This window comes from Citrobacter sp. Colony219 (assembly GCF_019382635.1).
Taxonomy (GTDB): Bacteria; Pseudomonadota; Gammaproteobacteria; order Enterobacterales; family Enterobacteriaceae; genus Citrobacter; species Citrobacter youngae.
Window position 1 is genome coordinate 3,425,038 of record NZ_CP080033.1, and the last position, 15,839, is coordinate 3,440,876.

Sequence of the window (15,839 nt, forward strand, 5' to 3'; positions counted from 1 at the left end):
TGTTACTCGAATCATTTAGAGGATACATGCTGCAACCAGCGTTTTTCCGCTTTACGGAACAGACTGATCAGGACATATGAAATTATCAAATACAGTACAGCGGCAATACCGAAGGCGGTAAACGGCTGATACGTTGCCGAGTTGATATCGCGGGCGATCTTCAACAAATCAGGCACCGTGGCGGTAAATGCCAGCGCTGTGGAGTGCAGCATTAAAATGACTTCATTGCTGTAAGCCGGCAGCGCAATACGCAGCGCGGAAGGCAAAATAATGCAGCGATACAGTTTGAATGACGAGAAACCGTATGCGCGCGCGGCTTCAATCTCACCATGGGGTACGGAACGAATAGCCCCGGCGAAAATCTCCGTCGTGTAGGCACAGGTATTCAGCGTCAATGCCAGCACGGTACAATTCAGCCCACTGCGGAAAAATGCGTTAAGGAAGTCCGTTCCTTTGACGATCTCCAGCGTATACATCCCGGAATAGAACACCAGAAGTTGAACGTACAGCGGCGTGCCACGAAAAATATAGGTGAACAGCCAGATGGGAAACTGGATAAATTTATTACTGGAAACGCGACCAATCGCCAAAAACAGCGCCAGTATCCCGCCCATCACCACCGACGAAATCAGCAGCCAGAGAGTGATAGCAACGCCAGTGTAGCGATATCCGTCAGTCCACAGCAGGGACTTCCAGTATTCCTGAATAATCTCAATCACAGGTCAGCCCTCTTCACACCCACGGAGTAGCGGCGCTCAAGGTACAGCAGCACACCATTAGACACGGTGGTAAACACCAGATAGATGACCCCGCACACCACGGCAAAATAGAACGGCTCCCAGGTACTCTTCCCGGCAAGCTGAGTGGCTTTCACTACGTCTTCAAGTCCAAGCAGTGACACCAGCGCCGTGGCCTTAAGAATGACCTGCCAGTTGTTGCCTATTCCCGGTAAGGCATAGCGCATCATCGCCGGGAACATAATGCGGCGAAATATTTGTGAGCTGGTAAAACCGAATGCCGTCGCGGCCTCAATATGACCTTTTGGCACAGCCATGAACGCACCACGGAACGTTTCGGTAAAATAGGCGCCGTAGATAAACCCAAGCGTAATTATACCCGCGACCATCGGATCGATATCAATCTGGCCGATACCGATGGCATCGGTAATGGTATTCAGCGCAATTTGTAACCCGTAGAAAATGAGCAGCATTAAGACGAGATCGGGAACCCCGCGGATAAGCGTTGTGTACCCTTCGAAAATAAGCCCCATTGCCCGGCTTTGCGACAGCTTAGCTGCCGCGCCGACAAGACCTATCAGAACCGCCAGTACCACCGAGCTGAGTGCCAGCTCCAGCGTAACAATTGCGCCCTGTAAAATAACACCTGAAAAGCCATACAACATGCTGCCTGTCCTGTCGTGTGTGGTGGAGTAGTAAGCCTCTTTTGATTTCAGACTAACCGTTAAATACCGGATGGCGGCTTTGCCTTATCCGGCCTACAAAATCACCGTAGGCCTGATAAGCGCAGCGCCATCAGGCATAAATTCAACGCGTCAAAAATCTACGGGCTTTATCAGCACCTGCGGTGATTAACCGCCGTAAACATCAAAATCGAAATACTTTTTCGCCAGCTTCTCGTAAGTCCCGTCAGCGCGCATTTCAGCAAAGGCTTTGTTCAGCGCTTCGCGCAGCTCGTTATCGTCTTTGCGCAGCCCCATACCGGTACCCACGCCGAATAACTTCTCGTCTTTCACAGACGGGCCGCCGAATTTGTAATCTTTACCGACCGGCTGTTTCAGGAAGCCTTCGCTGGCCGCGACTTCATCCTGGAATGCGGCGTCAATACGCCCGGCAGTCAGGTCAGAATAGATATTGTCTTGTCCCTGATAGGAGACAATTTCAATGCCTTTTGGCGCCCAGTGCTCGTTACCGAACGTTTCCTGAGTCGTGCCCTGCAGCACGCCGACACGTTTACCTTTCAGCGACTCAATAGTCGGCTGAATAGCAGAATCTTTAGCGACAACCAGACGCGAGTCGGCTGCATAAAGCTTGTCGGTAAAGGCAATTTCCTGCTGACGTTTTTCAGTAATGGAAAGCGAGGACATGATCGCATCGATTTTTTTCGCTTTTAGCGAAGGGATCAGCGCGTCCAGCGGGTTTTCCACGAAGGTACATTGCGTATTGATACGTTTGCACAGCTCTTTAGCCAGATCGATATCAAAACCGACTAATTCACCCTGCGCATTTTTCGATTCGAACGGCGCATAAGTAGGATCGGTACCGATACGAATTTTTTGCGGAATGGCGGCAAATGCTGCGGTAGCACTGGAGAAAGCCAGAACCAGAGAAAGAGACAACACCAGTTTTTTCATAACTATCCTCAACAGACTGTCTTTTATAGGGGATCTTTACAGGACCAGGTGCAGTTATCGTGCCATTAATCAGGCCGACAAGGCAAAGCATTCTACCCTGTCGGCGGTATTTATTTGCATGAAAAGCGCTTAAGTATGCACTCATGCTTATTAAGCCAACGACAAAAGCACCAAAAAAGTGCACTGAATGTATTATGCACCGTAATGGTTACCCGCAATGGTGCAGTCAATTCCCCGCTGCGGCGTATTAATCGCCGTAGACATTGAAGTTAAAATACTTACTCGCCATTTTGTCGTAAGTGCCGTCTTTGCGCAGTTCACCCAGCGCTTTATCAAAAGCGGCTTTCAGCTCGGTGTCATCTTTGCGCAAACCAATCCCGGTTCCGTCGCCAAAGTATTTTTTATCTTTTACCGAAGGACCTGCAAAGTCGTAGTCTTTACCGGCAGGCTGCTTCAGGAAGCCTTCGCTGGCCGCGACTTCATCCTGCAACGCCGCGTCGAGACGACCCGCCGTCAGGTCAGAATAAATGAGATCCTGGTTCGCATAGGCCACCACATCCACGCCTTTGCTACGCCAGTTGTCATTGGCATAGGCTTCCTGAGTAGAGCCTTGCAGCACGCCAACGTGTTTACCCTTGAGGGAATCCAGAGTCGGTTTAATTGGGGAACCTTTCGCGGCGATCAGACGTGAGTCTGCTGCGTAAAGTTTGTCTGAGAACGCAATCTCTTGCTGACGCTTCTCGGTGATAGAAAGCGAGGAGATAATGGCGTCAATTTTTTTCGCTTTCAGCGACGGGATCAGCGCATCAAAGTCGCTGGCAACCCAGGTACACTTGATCTGCATGCGCTTACACATCTCATTTCCCAGATCGATATCAAAGCCGACAAAGTCGCCTTTGGCATCTTTAGAGGAAAAAGGTGCGTATGTTGTATCTGTACCAATACGAACCGTCTGCGGAAGTGCTGCGTAGCTGGCCGCGGTGGCGGAAAGTCCTACCAGCAAAGACAAAGCAAGAACCGTCTTCTTCATACATAACCCTCAAGTGGCGTAATTTTATTATGTTTTACGTTGTGTTGTGTGTTTGCAGACTTTTTCATGCAGGTCTTATGCCATTTTCGCGTCGATGAGGATATTCGACGTTAAATATGTTAATAAAACGTTGCAATAATGTCCTGATTTTGAAGATAGCAGGTCTGACGGTTGAACCGCAGCGTTTCGTTGAGTTTTAACGAATTAAATGTTGAGGATATGATCGCGGTTACAAAATTGCCCTGAAACAGGGCAACAGATGTTTCTTTGCACGCTGATGGAACGGCTTAGGCCCCTTGCCAGCGGGTGAACAGGTCCTGCGGAAGGGTAATATCAAACTGGTCAAGCACGCGGTTAACCGTTTGATTAATCACATCATCGAGCGTTTGCGGGCGATGATAGAACGCCGGGACAGGCGGCATAATTACTGCGCCAATTTCTGCCGCCTGGGTCATGAGGCGCAGATGCCCCAAATGCAGCGGCGTTTCGCGCACGCACAGCACCAGCGGGCGGCGTTCTTTCAACACCACATCTGCCGCACGGGTCAGCAGCCCATCGGTATAGCTATGAACGATGCCGGAAAGCGTTTTAATGGAACACGGCAGGATAACCATTCCGGCGGTCTGAAAAGAGCCGGAAGAGATACTGGCGGCGATATCGCGCGTATCGTGAGTCACATTCGCCAGCGCCTGTACGTCACGCACGGTGAGGTCCGTTTCCAGTGCCAGCGTCTGCCGGGCAGCGGCACTCATCACCAGATGGGTTTCCACATCGGTAACGTCACGCAAAACCTGCAGCAGGCGCACGCCGTAAATTGCCCCGCTTGCGCCAGAAATACCAATGATGAGTCGTTTCATGTGTAATCGCCCTTACTTGCTCAGGGCCGACTTTGCAGGAAATTACGGTGAGTTGCAAGCAAGGGTGCAGGTTGCGCCCTTGCTTGCGAGCAAACATTAACCTTCGTTGTGCATCTCAAGGTTTTCCGCTTCGTTCTGACGCAAAATCGCTTTGGCGTCGTCATTACGCAGGGAGTCGAGGAAATCGAGATATTGCTGGTCGACGTCTTTGGTGACGTACACGCCGTTAAACACGGAACATTCAAACTGCTGAATATCCGGGTTCTCAGCACGGACGGCTTCAATCAGATCGTTCAGATCCTGGAAGATAAGACCATCTGCGCCAATTATCTGGCGAATCTCGTCCACTTCGCGACCATGAGCAATCAGCTCCGTCGCCGTAGGCATATCGATACCATAAACGTTCGGGAAGCGAATTTCCGGGGCAGCAGAGGCCAGATACACCTTCTTCGCTCCTGCCTCACGAGCCATCTCGATAATCTGTTCTGAGGTCGTACCGCGCACGATGGAGTCATCCACCAGCAACACGTTTTTATCACGGAATTCCGCACGGTTGGCGTTCAGTTTACGGCGCACGGATTTACGGCGCAGCTGCTGGCCTGGCATGATAAAGGTACGGCCCACGTAGCGGTTTTTCACAAAACCCTGACGGTACGGCTTACCGAGAATACGGGCAATTTCCAGCGCGATATCACAGGAGGTTTCCGGAATCGGGATCACCACGTCAATGTCCAGATCTTCCCATTCACGAGCAATTTTTTCGCCAAGCTTGGTACCCATGTTTACGCGGGCGCTGTAGACGGAAATCTTGTCGATAAAGGAGTCAGGACGTGCGAAGTAGACGTATTCAAACAGGCACGGATTGCTGACCGGGTTATCGGCACACTGGCGGGTAAACAACTGACCTTTTTCGGTGATATAAACCGCTTCGCCAGGGGCAACGTCGCGCAGGAATTCAAAGCCCAGCGTATCCAGCGCTACGCTCTCGGAGGCCACCATGTATTCGGTACGACCATCGCCGATATCACGTTTACCCAGCACCAGCGGGCGGATGCCGTTCGGATCGCGGAAAGCAACCATACCATGGCCGATAATCATCGCCACGCAGGCATAGGCGCCGCGGATCTGGCGGTTGGTTGCGGCAATAGCAGCAAAAATATTGTCGGCTTCCAGCGGATAGTGGCGGAAATTATCCAGCTCGCTGGCGAAAATATTCAGCAGAATTTCAGAATCTGAAGTGGTATTGATGTGGCGGCGCTTTTCTTCAAACAGCTTTTTACGCAGCTCATGCGCGTTGGTCAGGTTGCCATTGTGGGCAAGCGTGATGCCATACGGTGAGTTGACGTAGAAAGGTTGGGCCTCAGAGGCGCTGGAGCTGCCAGCCGTTGGGTAACGCACATGACCAATGCCCATGTTGCCCTGCAAACGCTGCATGTGGCGCGCTTCAAAAATGTCGCTCACCATTCCGTTCGCTTTACGCAAGCGGAAGCAGTTGTTGGCATCAATGGTGATGATGCCAGCGGCATCCTGGCCACGATGCTGGAGCACCGTTAACGCGTCATAAATCGACTGGTTTACCGGCATAACACCGGCGATACCGACAATACCGCACATACGTCTTTTCCTCGTTCAGCAACAACCCAAAGTTTATACTTTGGGCAAGAAACTTGACGAGCTTTGCAGATAGTCAAAGAACCATCTGATGATGAAACTGAACTGCGGGATCAGCTGCGACTTACTCCAGTCTTCACTTTTCGACAGACCGGTAAATGTATCGAGAAAGAACAAGATGGCGGCGACGATCAGCGCCCCTCTCAGAGCTCCGAAGCAAATCCCCAACACCCTGTCGGTACCCGACAGGCCTGTTTTCTCTACCAGCTGGCCTATCACAAAGTTAACGATAGCGCCGACGATAAGTGTCGCGATGAACAGTATCGCGATAGCAATCCCATTTCGAACCAGTTCGTCTTCAAAGCCCGTAAACCAGACAGACAGGTAAGTGTAGTAATGGCTGGCGACAAAGAAAGCACAACCCCAAGTCACCAACGATAATGCTTCACGAACAAAGCCACGGATCAGGCTAACCAGACAGGAAAAACCAATCACCGCGATAATGGCGTAATCAATCCAGACCATATGTGTCCCACGATTTTACGCCCTGTCGTCCTGTTCGGGGCGCATTCTAACAGAAAAAGAAAACGTTTGCGTAGGGATTTCCTTTCCACGCGTAAATAAAAATGGCGCTGAAAAAATCTTCAACGCCATACCGTTTTATGCCTCTTCGGGCACTGCCGGATAGCGGTAAAAACACCGTATCCGGCCTGAATCAGAGCTGCGCCGTAAACAGCGCAATCCCTTAATTAGGGGTGTACCCCATCACGACGCCACTCAGACCAGAGATCTTCTGCAGCTCGCCCAGCGAGTTTTTCAGCTTATCTTTGGAGGCGTCCGGCCCCACGAGAATGCGGGTTATTTTACCCTGCACCGGCGTTGACGGAGAAGTATATACCCGGAAGCCCGCGCCACGAAGTTTACCCACGATCTCATTGACCTTATCCGCATTTTTCAGCGCACCGAGCTGTACAACGTACGCTTTGCCGGTCGGCGCTGGCGGTTCCTCAGCAGCCGGTTTAGGCGCTGGGGCTGGCGCAGGAGCAGGCGTCGGAGCGACGGCAACAGGCTGCGGCTTCGGTTTGGGTTTCGGCTGCTCTACGGGCGCTGGGACAGGATCTAACTCCGCGCTGTTTGCCGTCGTCAAACGTGAAGGATCCAACGATGGCGCGGCAGCATCTCCCGCACGCACCTCTTCTGCCGCCCCTTCCGGCGGCTGGGTCGGCAGCGCCTGCGTTGCCGCTGGCATCATATCTGGTTCATCGCGATCGCCGGGTTTCGGCACCAGAGGGATCGCCGCAAACTCATCCTGATAATGTTTTTTCTGCCCGTCAAGCAGCCCAGGGAGCACAATCACCCCCAGCGCGACCAGCACAATTGTGCCGACTAATCGATTCTGAAACTTACTCGCCACCGCTTCTCCCCACGTCTATTACTTCCATGACATGTGCGACAGTGTGAAACGATCCACACACCAACACGGTATCTTCTGGCTTCGCCTCAGCCAGTGCCGCAGACCATGCCTGCGCCACGCTATCGTAGGCGTCGCCTTTGCCCAGATGCTCCAGCAATTGTTCTGCCGTTGCGCCACGCGGCCCTTCCAGGGGCGCACAGTACCAGACGTCAACCACGCTTTTTAACCAGGCTAACGTACCGGCAATGTCTTTATCATGTAGCATACCGATAACCGCAAGTACACGCCCGCTTTTCACTAACTTTTTCAGACGTCCGGTCAGATACTCTGCCGCATGCGGGTTATGGGCAACATCGAAAATCACTCGCGGCGACTCGCTCACAATCTGGAAGCGTCCCGGCAAAATCGCGTGTTCGATGCCGTCACGAATGGCCTGCTCGCTAACGTTCAGCCCGCTTGCGCGCAGCGCGGCCAGTGCGGTAGCAGCGTTAGGTTGTGGAACCTGCGGCAACGGCAGATGCGCCAACGTTCCGTGAGCATCCGTAAACGACCAGTCGTTCTCAGTAACCGCATAGCGCCAGTCCACGCCGCAGCGTTGCAAAATCGCCCCGCACTCTTGCGCGACATCCGCGATGGTGTAAGGCATTTCAGGTTCGCCGACGATAGCCGGTTTCTCTGCACGGAAAATGCCCGCTTTCTCACGACCAATGCTTTCGCGATCCGGGCCCAGCCAGTCGGTATGATCAAGCGCAATACTGGTGATCACCGCCACATCAGCATCAACGATATTGGTGGCGTCAAGGCGCCCGCCCAGCCCCACTTCCAGAATAACGACATCCATCTGCGCCTGTTTAAACAGCCAGAGCGCCGATAACGTACCGTATTCAAAATAGGTCAGAGAAATATCGCCACGCGCATCTTCGATCTCAGCAAACGATGCGGTATGCGCTGACTCCGGCAGTTCACTCCCCTGCACGCGTACGCGCTCCGTGTAGCGCACCAGATGCGGTGAACTGTACACCCCGACTTTATAGCCTGCTGCGGCCAGCACCGATTCCAGCGTACGACAGGTCGTGCCTTTTCCGTTGGTTCCTGCCACCGTAAACACAAATGGCGCGGGTTTCAACACACCCAGTTTGCGCGCCACCTGGCTTACACGTTCAAGGCCAAGATCGATGGTTTTACTGTGCAGGTTTTCCAGATAAGAAAGCCACGACGCCAGGGGCGACGCGGCTTGAGGAATACGTTTATTGTCCATGATGCCTGTAATTTTATTACGTAGAAAAAAGCAAAAGGCAGCGCCAGTTGGCCCTGCCCTTTTTTACTCGTCGTCTTTCAAGCTGCAGGTGTGTTGGCTGCTCTCGCTCACCCGAATCACTTGCCCGTGCAAGCTCATCGGGGTTCACTCTCATTCCGCCTTCCTGCAACTCGAAATCCATAGAGTAAACTATCAGGCCTCTGATTCCTGATCGGGTACCGGAGGTACCACCTCGCCTTCACGCGGCTCATCCGGATTCGGCGCAGGAAGATTCATCAGCTTCGCCAGGATGCTTGCCAGTTTCAGGCGCATTTCCGGACGGCGGACGATCATATCGATAGCGCCTTTTTCAATCAGGAACTCGCTGCGCTGGAATCCCGGCGGCAGTTTCTCACGTACGGTTTGCTCGATAACACGCGGACCTGCAAAGCCGATCAGCGCTTTCGGCTCAGCAATGTTGAGATCGCCCAGCATCGCGAAGCTTGCAGAAACACCACCCATGGTAGGGTCAGTCAGTACGGAAATGTACGGTAAACCGCGTTCCTGCATTTTCGCCAGCGCGGCAGAGGTTTTCGCCATCTGCATCAGAGACATCAGCGCTTCCTGCATTCGCGCCCCGCCAGAAGCGGAGAAGCAGATCAGCGGACAGTTATCTTCCAGCGCCTGTTCGACGGCACGGACAAAACGCGCGCCGACTACAGAGCCCATGGAGCCGCCCATAAACGCGAACTCGAATGCTGCAGCAACGACCGGCATACCATGCAGCGTGCCTTTCATCACCACCAGCGCATCTTTCTCGCCGGTTTCTTTTTGCGCAGAAGCCAGTCTGTCTTTGTATTTTTTGGAATCACGAAACTTCAGCACGTCTTTCGGCTCAAGCTCGCTACCCAGTTCCACAAGAGAACCTTCATCTAACAGGCTATGCAGGCGATTGCGCGCCGACATGCGCATATGATGGTCACACTTCGGACAGACCTCAAGATTACGTTCCAGCTCAGCACGGTATAAAACCTGACCGCAGCTATCACACTTGGTCCACACCCCTTCAGGAATGCTTGCCTTGCGGGTGGGAGTAATGTTGCTTTTAATTCGTTCAATCCAGCTCATTGGTGACCTTTCTGCCTGAACCCTAGTCAGCTTTGTTATAAGGGGCGCATAATGCCATTTTTGCCCCTAACAGACCATGAATGTTGCACATTAAAACATAACAGCCCGAAACTTTGGATAAAAAAGTGGTCGAACCGCTGAGTTACTTTCTATTTTGCCGCCCGTGACGCAGCACGCTTATGGCGAATCACTTCAATTACGCCCGGCAATACGGAAAGAACGATAATCGCCACAATCAGTAATTTCAGGTTTTCCTGAACGATCGGCAAATCGCCGAACAGGTAGCCTGCGTAGGTGAATAACAATACCCACAGCAGCGCGCCTACGACGTTATACATCGCAAAATGACGGTAGGACATGTGTCCCATCCCGGCAACAAACGGCGCAAATGTCCGTACGATAGGAACGAAACGCGCAAGAATAATGGTTTTACCGCCATGACGCTCATAGAACGCATGGGTTTTATCCAGATAGCTGCGGCGGAAAATTTTGGAATTTGGGTTACTGAACAGCTTCTCGCCAAACAATCGCCCGATGGTGTAGTTCACCGCATCGCCCACAATCGCCGCCACTATCATTAACGCCACCATCAGATGAACATTAAGATCGTTCGTTGGCAGCGCAGAAAGCGCACCAGCAACAAACAGCAGAGAATCGCCTGGCAGGAACGGCGTGACCACCAGTCCCGTTTCGCAGAACAGAATCAAAAACAGAATAGCGTATACCCAGATACCGTATTCCGCGACCAGCTCCGCCAGGTGCACATCAATGTGCAGGATAAAATCGATGAGGAAGTAAATCAGATCCATAGTTATGCCTTTATACGACTCAAATTAGTCCGCCAGAAATAGCGGGCCCATAGGCGGTTTTGGCAGGTCGAACCGATCCGGGTAATCTACTGCAACCAGATACAGTCCTTCCGCTTTCGCCGTTGCCGCTGCCAGCGTTCTGTCCTTCGCCGCTAACAGTTCTGCTATCCAGCTCTCCGGCTGGTTGTGGGCACCTACTTCCATCAGGCTGCCGACAATATTCCTGACCATATGATGTACAAAGGCATTCGCTTTAATATCCACCACCACATACGCACCGAAACGTTCAACGTTAATGTGCATCACGTTACGCCACGGTGTGCGCGACTGACACTGCACCGCCCGAAACGAGGTAAAATCATTTTCGCCAATCAGACACTGGGCTGCACGATGCATACGCTCAGCATCCAGTGGTTCATAGTAATGGGTTACCCCTTTACCTAAAATCGCAGGACGCAACCGATGATTGTAGATGATGTAGCGATAACGGCGAGCCGTAGCGCTAAATCGGGCATGAAAATCATCGGGTACAGCTTTCACCCAGCGTACAGCGATGTCACCCGGTAAATTCGCATTTACCCCCAGTGTCCAGGCCGCATCTTTACGCTGTGCCGTCGTTTCAAAGTGAACAACCTGCCCTGTGCCATGAACGCCCGCATCCGTGCGTCCCGCACAAAAGACATTAATGCGTTCATTCGCCACCTGAGAGAGCGCTTTTTCCAGTTTTTCCTGAACGCTACGCACTTCGTTCTGGCGCTGCCAGCCATAATATTTGCTGCCATCGTACTCAATGCCCAGCGCAATTTTATGAGTTGACGGCTGTTGCAGGTCAGACATTAGTACAGGTACTCCTGCACCAGTTTTTCCGCAATTTTCACCGCCATTAACGCGCCGCCAAAGCGCACGTTGTCTGCCACAGACCAGAACTGAACTTGCTCAGGCATGCCGTAATCGTTATGCACGCAGCCAATGGAAAGGTGCGGAGTACCTGACGCGTCGCCAACCTGAGTCGGGAAATCGGTCTCTTCTGACAGAACAATATCTTCACCACGAGAAAAGGCATCACGCGCCTCTTCTGCGGCCAGCGGGCGCAGCGCTTCAAAATTCACCATCTGCGCATGACCGTAGAACACTGGTGACTGCACGATGCTGGCTGAAATTAACAGGCCGTCATCCTGCATAATCTTGCGCACTTCATCAACAATACGACGCTCTTCCCGCACGCTACCTTCGCGATCGGGCAGCAGCGGCAGCATATTGAACGCCAGCTGACGACCAAAGAAATCATCTTCGTCAATCGGGATGCCGTTAAGCAATTTCGCGCTTTGTCCGGCCAGTGCGTCTACGGCTTTTTTACCGTGAGCGGAAGCCGAGATAATGTTGGTTACCGTAATACGTGAGAGGCCACCGTCATCGATCAGCGGTTTCAGCGCGGAAAGCAGTTGGCTGGTCAGGCTGTTTGGCACCGCGATAACGTTACGATTGCGGTAATCCGCCAGTACAAATGGGTTAACGTCCGGGACGACCAGCGGAACGTCAGGCTCGAGCGCAAACAGACCACTGCTGTCAATAACCAGACAACCGGCATTGGTTGCTTCTTCAGCCCATGCCGCGGTGGCTTCAGTGCCCGCAACAAAAAATGCCAGCTGTGCCTGCGTCCAGTCAAAGTCTGCAACGTCCTGCACTATGACCGATTTACCGTTAAAACGCAGATGCTCACCGGCGCTTTCATTACGCGCCAGCGCATAAATTTCACCGACCGGGAACTGGCGTTCAGCCAGCGTATCGAGCAGGGCTTCGCCTACGGCGCCCGTTGCGCCCAGAATGGCAATATTCCAGCCTTCAGACATGGTGATTTACTCCAAGAAATACGTAAGCGTCCCTGTCGCATTATTCGACAGGGAGCATTAAGAAGACATTAATGTGCCGGGTGATGAACGGCGTTAAAACCCAGCTTACACAGCAGGGCAGCAGCGGCTGCGTCGTCACACATCACATATAAAGACGACCATTCACGGCGCTCAAGATAATTCTTGCGCAGTTTATCAAATTCACCCGGAATTCCAGCGACTTTACGCAGTGGCGCATCGTCGCGGCGCACATCATACACTAAATGAACCAACCTTTTCAGCGTTGGCTGATCTAACGGGCCATGCAGGGTGATACGACCAAATTCCGGTGCGGGTAACAGGGTACTGAGCGCAACGTGCTGCTCGTGACCAATAAACTTACTATAGGCCTCAAAGACCTGCGTTGTCCCACGCGCTTTTCCTTCGAGGGTATAGCCAGCAATGTGCGCCGTGCCGATATCGGCTTTCTCCAGCAATGCCACGCTGAGATCCGGCTCTCCTTCCCAGACATCCAGCACAACGCTCAGCGGCTGCCCGGCGTTGAGTCGGTTCAGTAAGGCGGAATTATCCACGACCGGTCCGCGGCAGGCATTAATCAGAATGGTGCCCGGTTTCAGACGGCTAATCAGCGCCTCATCCGCCAGATGCAGCGTTTTGTAGGGTCCATCTTTGAACAGCGGCGTATGGAAAGTCAGCACATCAGCTTGCTCTACCAGTTCGTCCAGCGAGCGGAAATCGCCCTCGTCGCCCCGATCGGCACGCGGTGGATCACACAGCAAGGTGCGGATCCCCAGCGCTTCCAGGCGCGCCTGCAAACGCCCGCCCACGTTGCCCACGCCCACAATGCCTACGGTGCGATCGCGTAACGCAAACCCGTCACGCTCCGCCAGTATCAGCAACGCTGAAAAAACATATTCTACGACCGCTATCGCGTTACAACCGGGCGCGGCGGAAAAACCGATCCCCGCCTGTGCAAGCCAGGCGTCATCCACATGGTCTGTACCAGCGGTTGCCGTACCGACAAATTTAACCGGTTTTCCGCCAAGCAGTGATTCATTTACTTTCGTCACCGAACGCACCATTAAAGCATCCGCATCATCCAGTTCAGCAACGGGAATCGGACGACCGGGAACCGCTTTGACCTCCCCCAAACGACTGAACAGTTCGCGGGCATAGGGCATATTTTCATCAACGAGGATTTTCACGTCTTTCGCACCTGTTTGAGAACGAGAGTTAACCGGGCAAGTGTGCCATAATCTCGCCGCCAGGCATACTGCGAGACCTGGTCAGCACAGATTTAAGGAACAGAGATGATGCAGCCCATTTCAGGTACGCCCGCACGCCCTCCCGGCGAAGGCCAAAATGCCCCTTCCGCTGCGGGTGAACAACCGTTATCCACGCAACAACGTACCGTACTGGAACGACTGATTACCCGTTTGATTTCGCTTACCCAACAGCAAAGCGCTGAGGTGTGGGCTGGAATGAAGCACGATTTGGGCGTTAAAAACGATACACCGCTGCAGTCACGTCACTTCCCCGCAGCAGAACAAAACCTGAATCAGCGTCTGGGGGTTGCTCAGCAGAATCATGCTAACCGTCAGGTTCTGTCGCAGCTCACTGAATTACTGAGTCAGGGAAATAATCGCCAGGCGGTGAGTGATTTCATCCGTCAACAGTACGGGCAGACAGCGCTCAGCCAGCTCACGCCAGAGCAGTTGAAGAACGTGCTCACGCTATTGCAGCAAGGGCAGCTTTCAATACCGCAGCCACAACAGCGGCCGGCAACCGATCGCCCTTTATTACCCGCCGAGCACAATACGCTGAATCAGTTGGTCACTAAGCTGGCGGCCGCCACGGGAGAGTCGGGGAAAATGATCTGGCAGTCGATGCTGGAGCTGTCTGGCGTAAAAAGCGGCGAGCTGATCCCCGCCAAACAATTTACGCATCTGGTGACATGGCTGCAGGCGCGTCAGACCCTCAGCCAGCAAAATGCGCCGACGCTGCAAACGTTACAGGCGGCGCTAAAACTGCCGCTGGAGCCAAATGAGCTAACGGCAATAAAAGAGTACGCACAGCAGACGTATCAGATCCAACCACAATCGATTCTGACCACGGTGCAGGTGCTGGACTTGCTCAATCAAATCTTCCTGCGCCGCGTGGAACGTGACCGGGAGCAGGAATTAAACGATCCGCGTCATCTTCAACCCATTTTCAGCCCGTTCGCACCAGTGATTGAAACGGTAAAAACACTGTCGGCACGACCGGGGCTGATGTTTGTCGCCTTGCTGATCGCATTAGCCCTGTTCTGGTTGCTTGCTTAACCTTTTCGCAGAGTCAGCAGCGTCACGAACATGCCCACCACCGCGGAAATCGCCCCGGCAAGGAATACCGAGGAGTAACCGTATGCAGTGGCCAGAATCCCGGCAACAGGACCGCTTATGCCGTAGGAGATATCCTGAAACGCGGCGTAACCGCCGAGAGCCGTACCACGAACCTGGGCAGGCACTCGCTTCACGACCTCGACGCCCAAGGCCGGGAAGATAAGCGAACACCCGGCCCCGGTTAATGCCGCTCCCAGCAGTGCAATCCAGGCCGATGGCGCCTGCCACAGCAAAATCAGACCCGCGGTTTCCACCAGCAAAGAGACAACGGCAACCTTCACGCCGCCGAACCGGTCCGGCATCCAGCCAAACAGAATGCGCATCAGCACAAACGCCCCGCCAAATGCGGTCAGGGTGAACCCCGCCATCGTCCAGCCGTTGCTGACAAAATAGAGTGAAATAAATGTACCGATCACCGCAAAGCCAACGCCCTGCAGCGCCAGGCCCAGGCCCGGTTTCCAGATAAGCCCTACCACGCTCCATAACGAAGGACGCTCTCCTGCATGTGCAGGCACTTTGCGCACGGTGCCATTGAATGCCCATGCCAGCAGCGGTAATACCATCGTGGTTCCTGCCAGCGCCGCAAAGCCAAAGTGGCTGTGGATCAAAAGCCCCAGCGGCGCCCCCGCGGCCAGCGCGCCGTAAATCGCCATCCCGTTCCACGACATCACCTTGCCGGAACGCGTTGGCCCAACCAGCCCCAGCCCCCAGGTCAGCGTTCCGGTGAGCAACTGGCTTTCGCCAAAACCAAGGATCAAGCGCCCGACAATCAACAACGCAAACTTCACCGGAACGGAAACGGGCAATAGCGCGGCTAACAGCCACGCCGCGCCCGCCAGCGCACAGGCAAACATCCCCTGTAGCGCCGAACGTTTAGCACCATATTGATCGGCTAAGCGCCCGGCGTAGCCGCGCGTTAATACCGTTGCCAGAAACTGTACGCCAACGGCGATACCGACCATGGTGTTGCCATAGCCCAGCTCCTGGTGCACAAACAGAGGAATGACGGGCAAAGGTAAACCGACCGTCATATAGGTCAGGAAAACCGCAAAAGCGATACGAAACAGCGAAAAATTCGCCGAAGGTGTTTTTTCTTGTTGGGTTACAGCTGTCATGCGTTACTCCAAAATGCAGAGTAAGGCGAGGAATGT

At 53.4% G+C, this 15,839-nt stretch carries 16 protein-coding genes; 1 reads left to right on the top strand and 15 read right to left on the bottom strand.

The genetic code is table 11. The features are described 5' to 3' along the window. Positions 1–11: 11 nt before the first annotated feature. The 14 genes from hisM to pdxB form a co-directional block, all read right to left on the bottom strand. Complete coding sequence (gene hisM / locus JTI85_RS15445) at positions 12–719, bottom strand: histidine ABC transporter permease HisM (protein ID WP_003028116.1); 708 nt, start codon at positions 717–719, stop codon at positions 12–14. Beyond that, positions 716–1,402, bottom strand: coding sequence for a histidine ABC transporter permease HisQ (locus JTI85_RS15450; RefSeq protein WP_003028118.1), 687 nt, complete (start codon positions 1,400–1,402; stop codon positions 716–718). The genes hisM and JTI85_RS15450 overlap by 4 nt, the downstream gene beginning before the upstream one ends. A gap of 186 nt (positions 1,403–1,588) precedes the next feature. Further along, complete coding sequence (gene hisJ / locus JTI85_RS15455) at positions 1,589–2,371, bottom strand: histidine ABC transporter substrate-binding protein HisJ (protein ID WP_003028120.1); 783 nt, start codon at positions 2,369–2,371, stop codon at positions 1,589–1,591. A gap of 247 nt (positions 2,372–2,618) precedes the next feature. Beyond that, on the bottom strand, positions 2,619–3,401 hold the full coding sequence (argT, locus tag JTI85_RS15460) for a lysine/arginine/ornithine ABC transporter substrate-binding protein ArgT (RefSeq protein WP_003028123.1): 783 nt from the start codon (positions 3,399–3,401) through the stop codon (positions 2,619–2,621). A gap of 287 nt (positions 3,402–3,688) precedes the next feature. Further along, entirely contained in the window at positions 3,689–4,258 is a 570-nt protein-coding gene (locus JTI85_RS15465) for a UbiX family flavin prenyltransferase (RefSeq protein ID WP_101742317.1), read from the bottom strand. A 96-nt stretch (positions 4,259–4,354) separates the two neighbouring features. Next, positions 4,355–5,872 carry an amidophosphoribosyltransferase gene (gene purF / locus JTI85_RS15470; protein ID WP_005129677.1) on the bottom strand — a complete coding sequence of 506 codons (1,518 nt, stop codon included), beginning with the start codon at positions 5,870–5,872 and terminating at the stop codon, positions 4,355–4,357. Positions 5,873–5,905: 33 nt separating this feature from the next. Then, positions 5,906–6,394: a colicin V production protein gene (gene cvpA / locus JTI85_RS15475; protein WP_005129678.1), complete on the bottom strand. Its 489-nt coding sequence runs from the start codon at positions 6,392–6,394 to the stop codon at positions 5,906–5,908. A gap of 220 nt (positions 6,395–6,614) precedes the next feature. After that, entirely contained in the window at positions 6,615–7,283 is a 669-nt protein-coding gene (dedD, locus tag JTI85_RS15480; protein ID WP_061068227.1) for a cell division protein DedD, read from the bottom strand. Next, positions 7,273–8,541 carry a bifunctional tetrahydrofolate synthase/dihydrofolate synthase gene (gene folC, locus JTI85_RS15485; RefSeq protein WP_124021812.1) on the bottom strand — a complete coding sequence of 423 codons (1,269 nt, stop codon included), beginning with the start codon at positions 8,539–8,541 and terminating at the stop codon, positions 7,273–7,275. Before folC ends, dedD begins: the two co-directional genes overlap by 11 nt. 192 nt (positions 8,542–8,733) lie before the next feature. Then, positions 8,734–9,648, bottom strand: a complete 915-nt coding sequence (gene accD / locus JTI85_RS15490; protein WP_115601722.1) for an acetyl-CoA carboxylase, carboxyltransferase subunit beta — start codon at positions 9,646–9,648, stop codon at positions 8,734–8,736. 149 nt (positions 9,649–9,797) lie between these two features. Further along, a complete protein-coding gene (locus JTI85_RS15495) occupies positions 9,798–10,457 on the bottom strand; it encodes a DedA family protein (RefSeq protein ID WP_003028140.1) in 660 nt (219 codons plus the stop codon). Positions 10,458–10,481: 24 nt separating this feature from the next. Continuing rightward, complete coding sequence (gene truA, locus JTI85_RS15500; protein ID WP_061068229.1) at positions 10,482–11,294, bottom strand: tRNA pseudouridine(38-40) synthase TruA; 813 nt, start codon at positions 11,292–11,294, stop codon at positions 10,482–10,484. Beyond that, on the bottom strand, positions 11,294–12,307 hold the full coding sequence (locus JTI85_RS15505) for an aspartate-semialdehyde dehydrogenase (RefSeq protein ID WP_048211052.1): 1,014 nt from the start codon (positions 12,305–12,307) through the stop codon (positions 11,294–11,296). Before JTI85_RS15505 ends, truA begins: the two co-directional genes overlap by 1 nt. Before the next feature lie 68 nt (positions 12,308–12,375). Next, the gene (gene pdxB, locus JTI85_RS15510) at positions 12,376–13,512 is read right to left on the bottom strand and encodes a 4-phosphoerythronate dehydrogenase PdxB (RefSeq protein ID WP_219351708.1); all 1,137 of its coding nucleotides are present in this window, start codon (positions 13,510–13,512) and stop codon (positions 12,376–12,378) included. A gap of 108 nt (positions 13,513–13,620) precedes the next feature. Here pdxB and flk point away from each other — a divergent pair, with 108 nt between their 5' ends. Next, positions 13,621–14,628 (top strand): flagella biosynthesis regulator Flk, encoded by a 1,008-nt coding sequence (gene flk / locus JTI85_RS15515; protein WP_219352587.1) that lies wholly within the window; start codon positions 13,621–13,623, stop codon positions 14,626–14,628. Here flk and JTI85_RS15520 read toward each other — a convergent pair. Beyond that, on the bottom strand, positions 14,625–15,803 hold the full coding sequence (locus JTI85_RS15520) for an MFS transporter (RefSeq protein ID WP_219351710.1): 1,179 nt from the start codon (positions 15,801–15,803) through the stop codon (positions 14,625–14,627). The genes flk and JTI85_RS15520 overlap by 4 nt on opposite strands. Positions 15,804–15,839: the final 36 nt, after the last annotated feature.

Bases quoted from the DNA above. Each gene is read 5' to 3' on its own strand.
- purF (WP_005129677.1), bottom strand. From the start codon at position 5,872: ATGTGCGGTATTGTCGGTATCGCCGGTGTTATGCCGGTAAACCAGTCG.
- JTI85_RS15505 (WP_048211052.1), bottom strand. From the start codon at position 12,307: ATGTCTGAAGGCTGGAATATTGCCATTCTGGGCGCAACGGGCGCCGTA.
- accD (WP_115601722.1), bottom strand. From the start codon at position 9,648: ATGAGCTGGATTGAACGAATTAAAAGCAACATTACTCCCACCCGCAAG.
- cvpA (WP_005129678.1), bottom strand. From the start codon at position 6,394: ATGGTCTGGATTGATTACGCCATTATCGCGGTGATTGGTTTTTCCTGT.
- argT (WP_003028123.1), bottom strand. From the start codon at position 3,401: ATGAAGAAGACGGTTCTTGCTTTGTCTTTGCTGGTAGGACTTTCCGCC.
- JTI85_RS15520 (WP_219351710.1), bottom strand. From the start codon at position 15,803: ATGACAGCTGTAACCCAACAAGAAAAAACACCTTCGGCGAATTTTTCG.
- hisJ (WP_003028120.1), bottom strand. From the start codon at position 2,371: ATGAAAAAACTGGTGTTGTCTCTTTCTCTGGTTCTGGCTTTCTCCAGT.
- folC (WP_124021812.1), bottom strand. From the start codon at position 8,541: ATGGACAATAAACGTATTCCTCAAGCCGCGTCGCCCCTGGCGTCGTGG.
- truA (WP_061068229.1), bottom strand. From the start codon at position 11,294: ATGTCTGACCTGCAACAGCCGTCAACTCATAAAATTGCGCTGGGCATT.
- JTI85_RS15450 (WP_003028118.1), bottom strand. From the start codon at position 1,402: ATGTTGTATGGCTTTTCAGGTGTTATTTTACAGGGCGCAATTGTTACG.
- JTI85_RS15495 (WP_003028140.1), bottom strand. From the start codon at position 10,457: ATGGATCTGATTTACTTCCTCATCGATTTTATCCTGCACATTGATGTG.
- JTI85_RS15465 (WP_101742317.1), bottom strand. From the start codon at position 4,258: ATGAAACGACTCATCATTGGTATTTCTGGCGCAAGCGGGGCAATTTAC.
- flk (WP_219352587.1), top strand. From the start codon at position 13,621: ATGCAGCCCATTTCAGGTACGCCCGCACGCCCTCCCGGCGAAGGCCAA.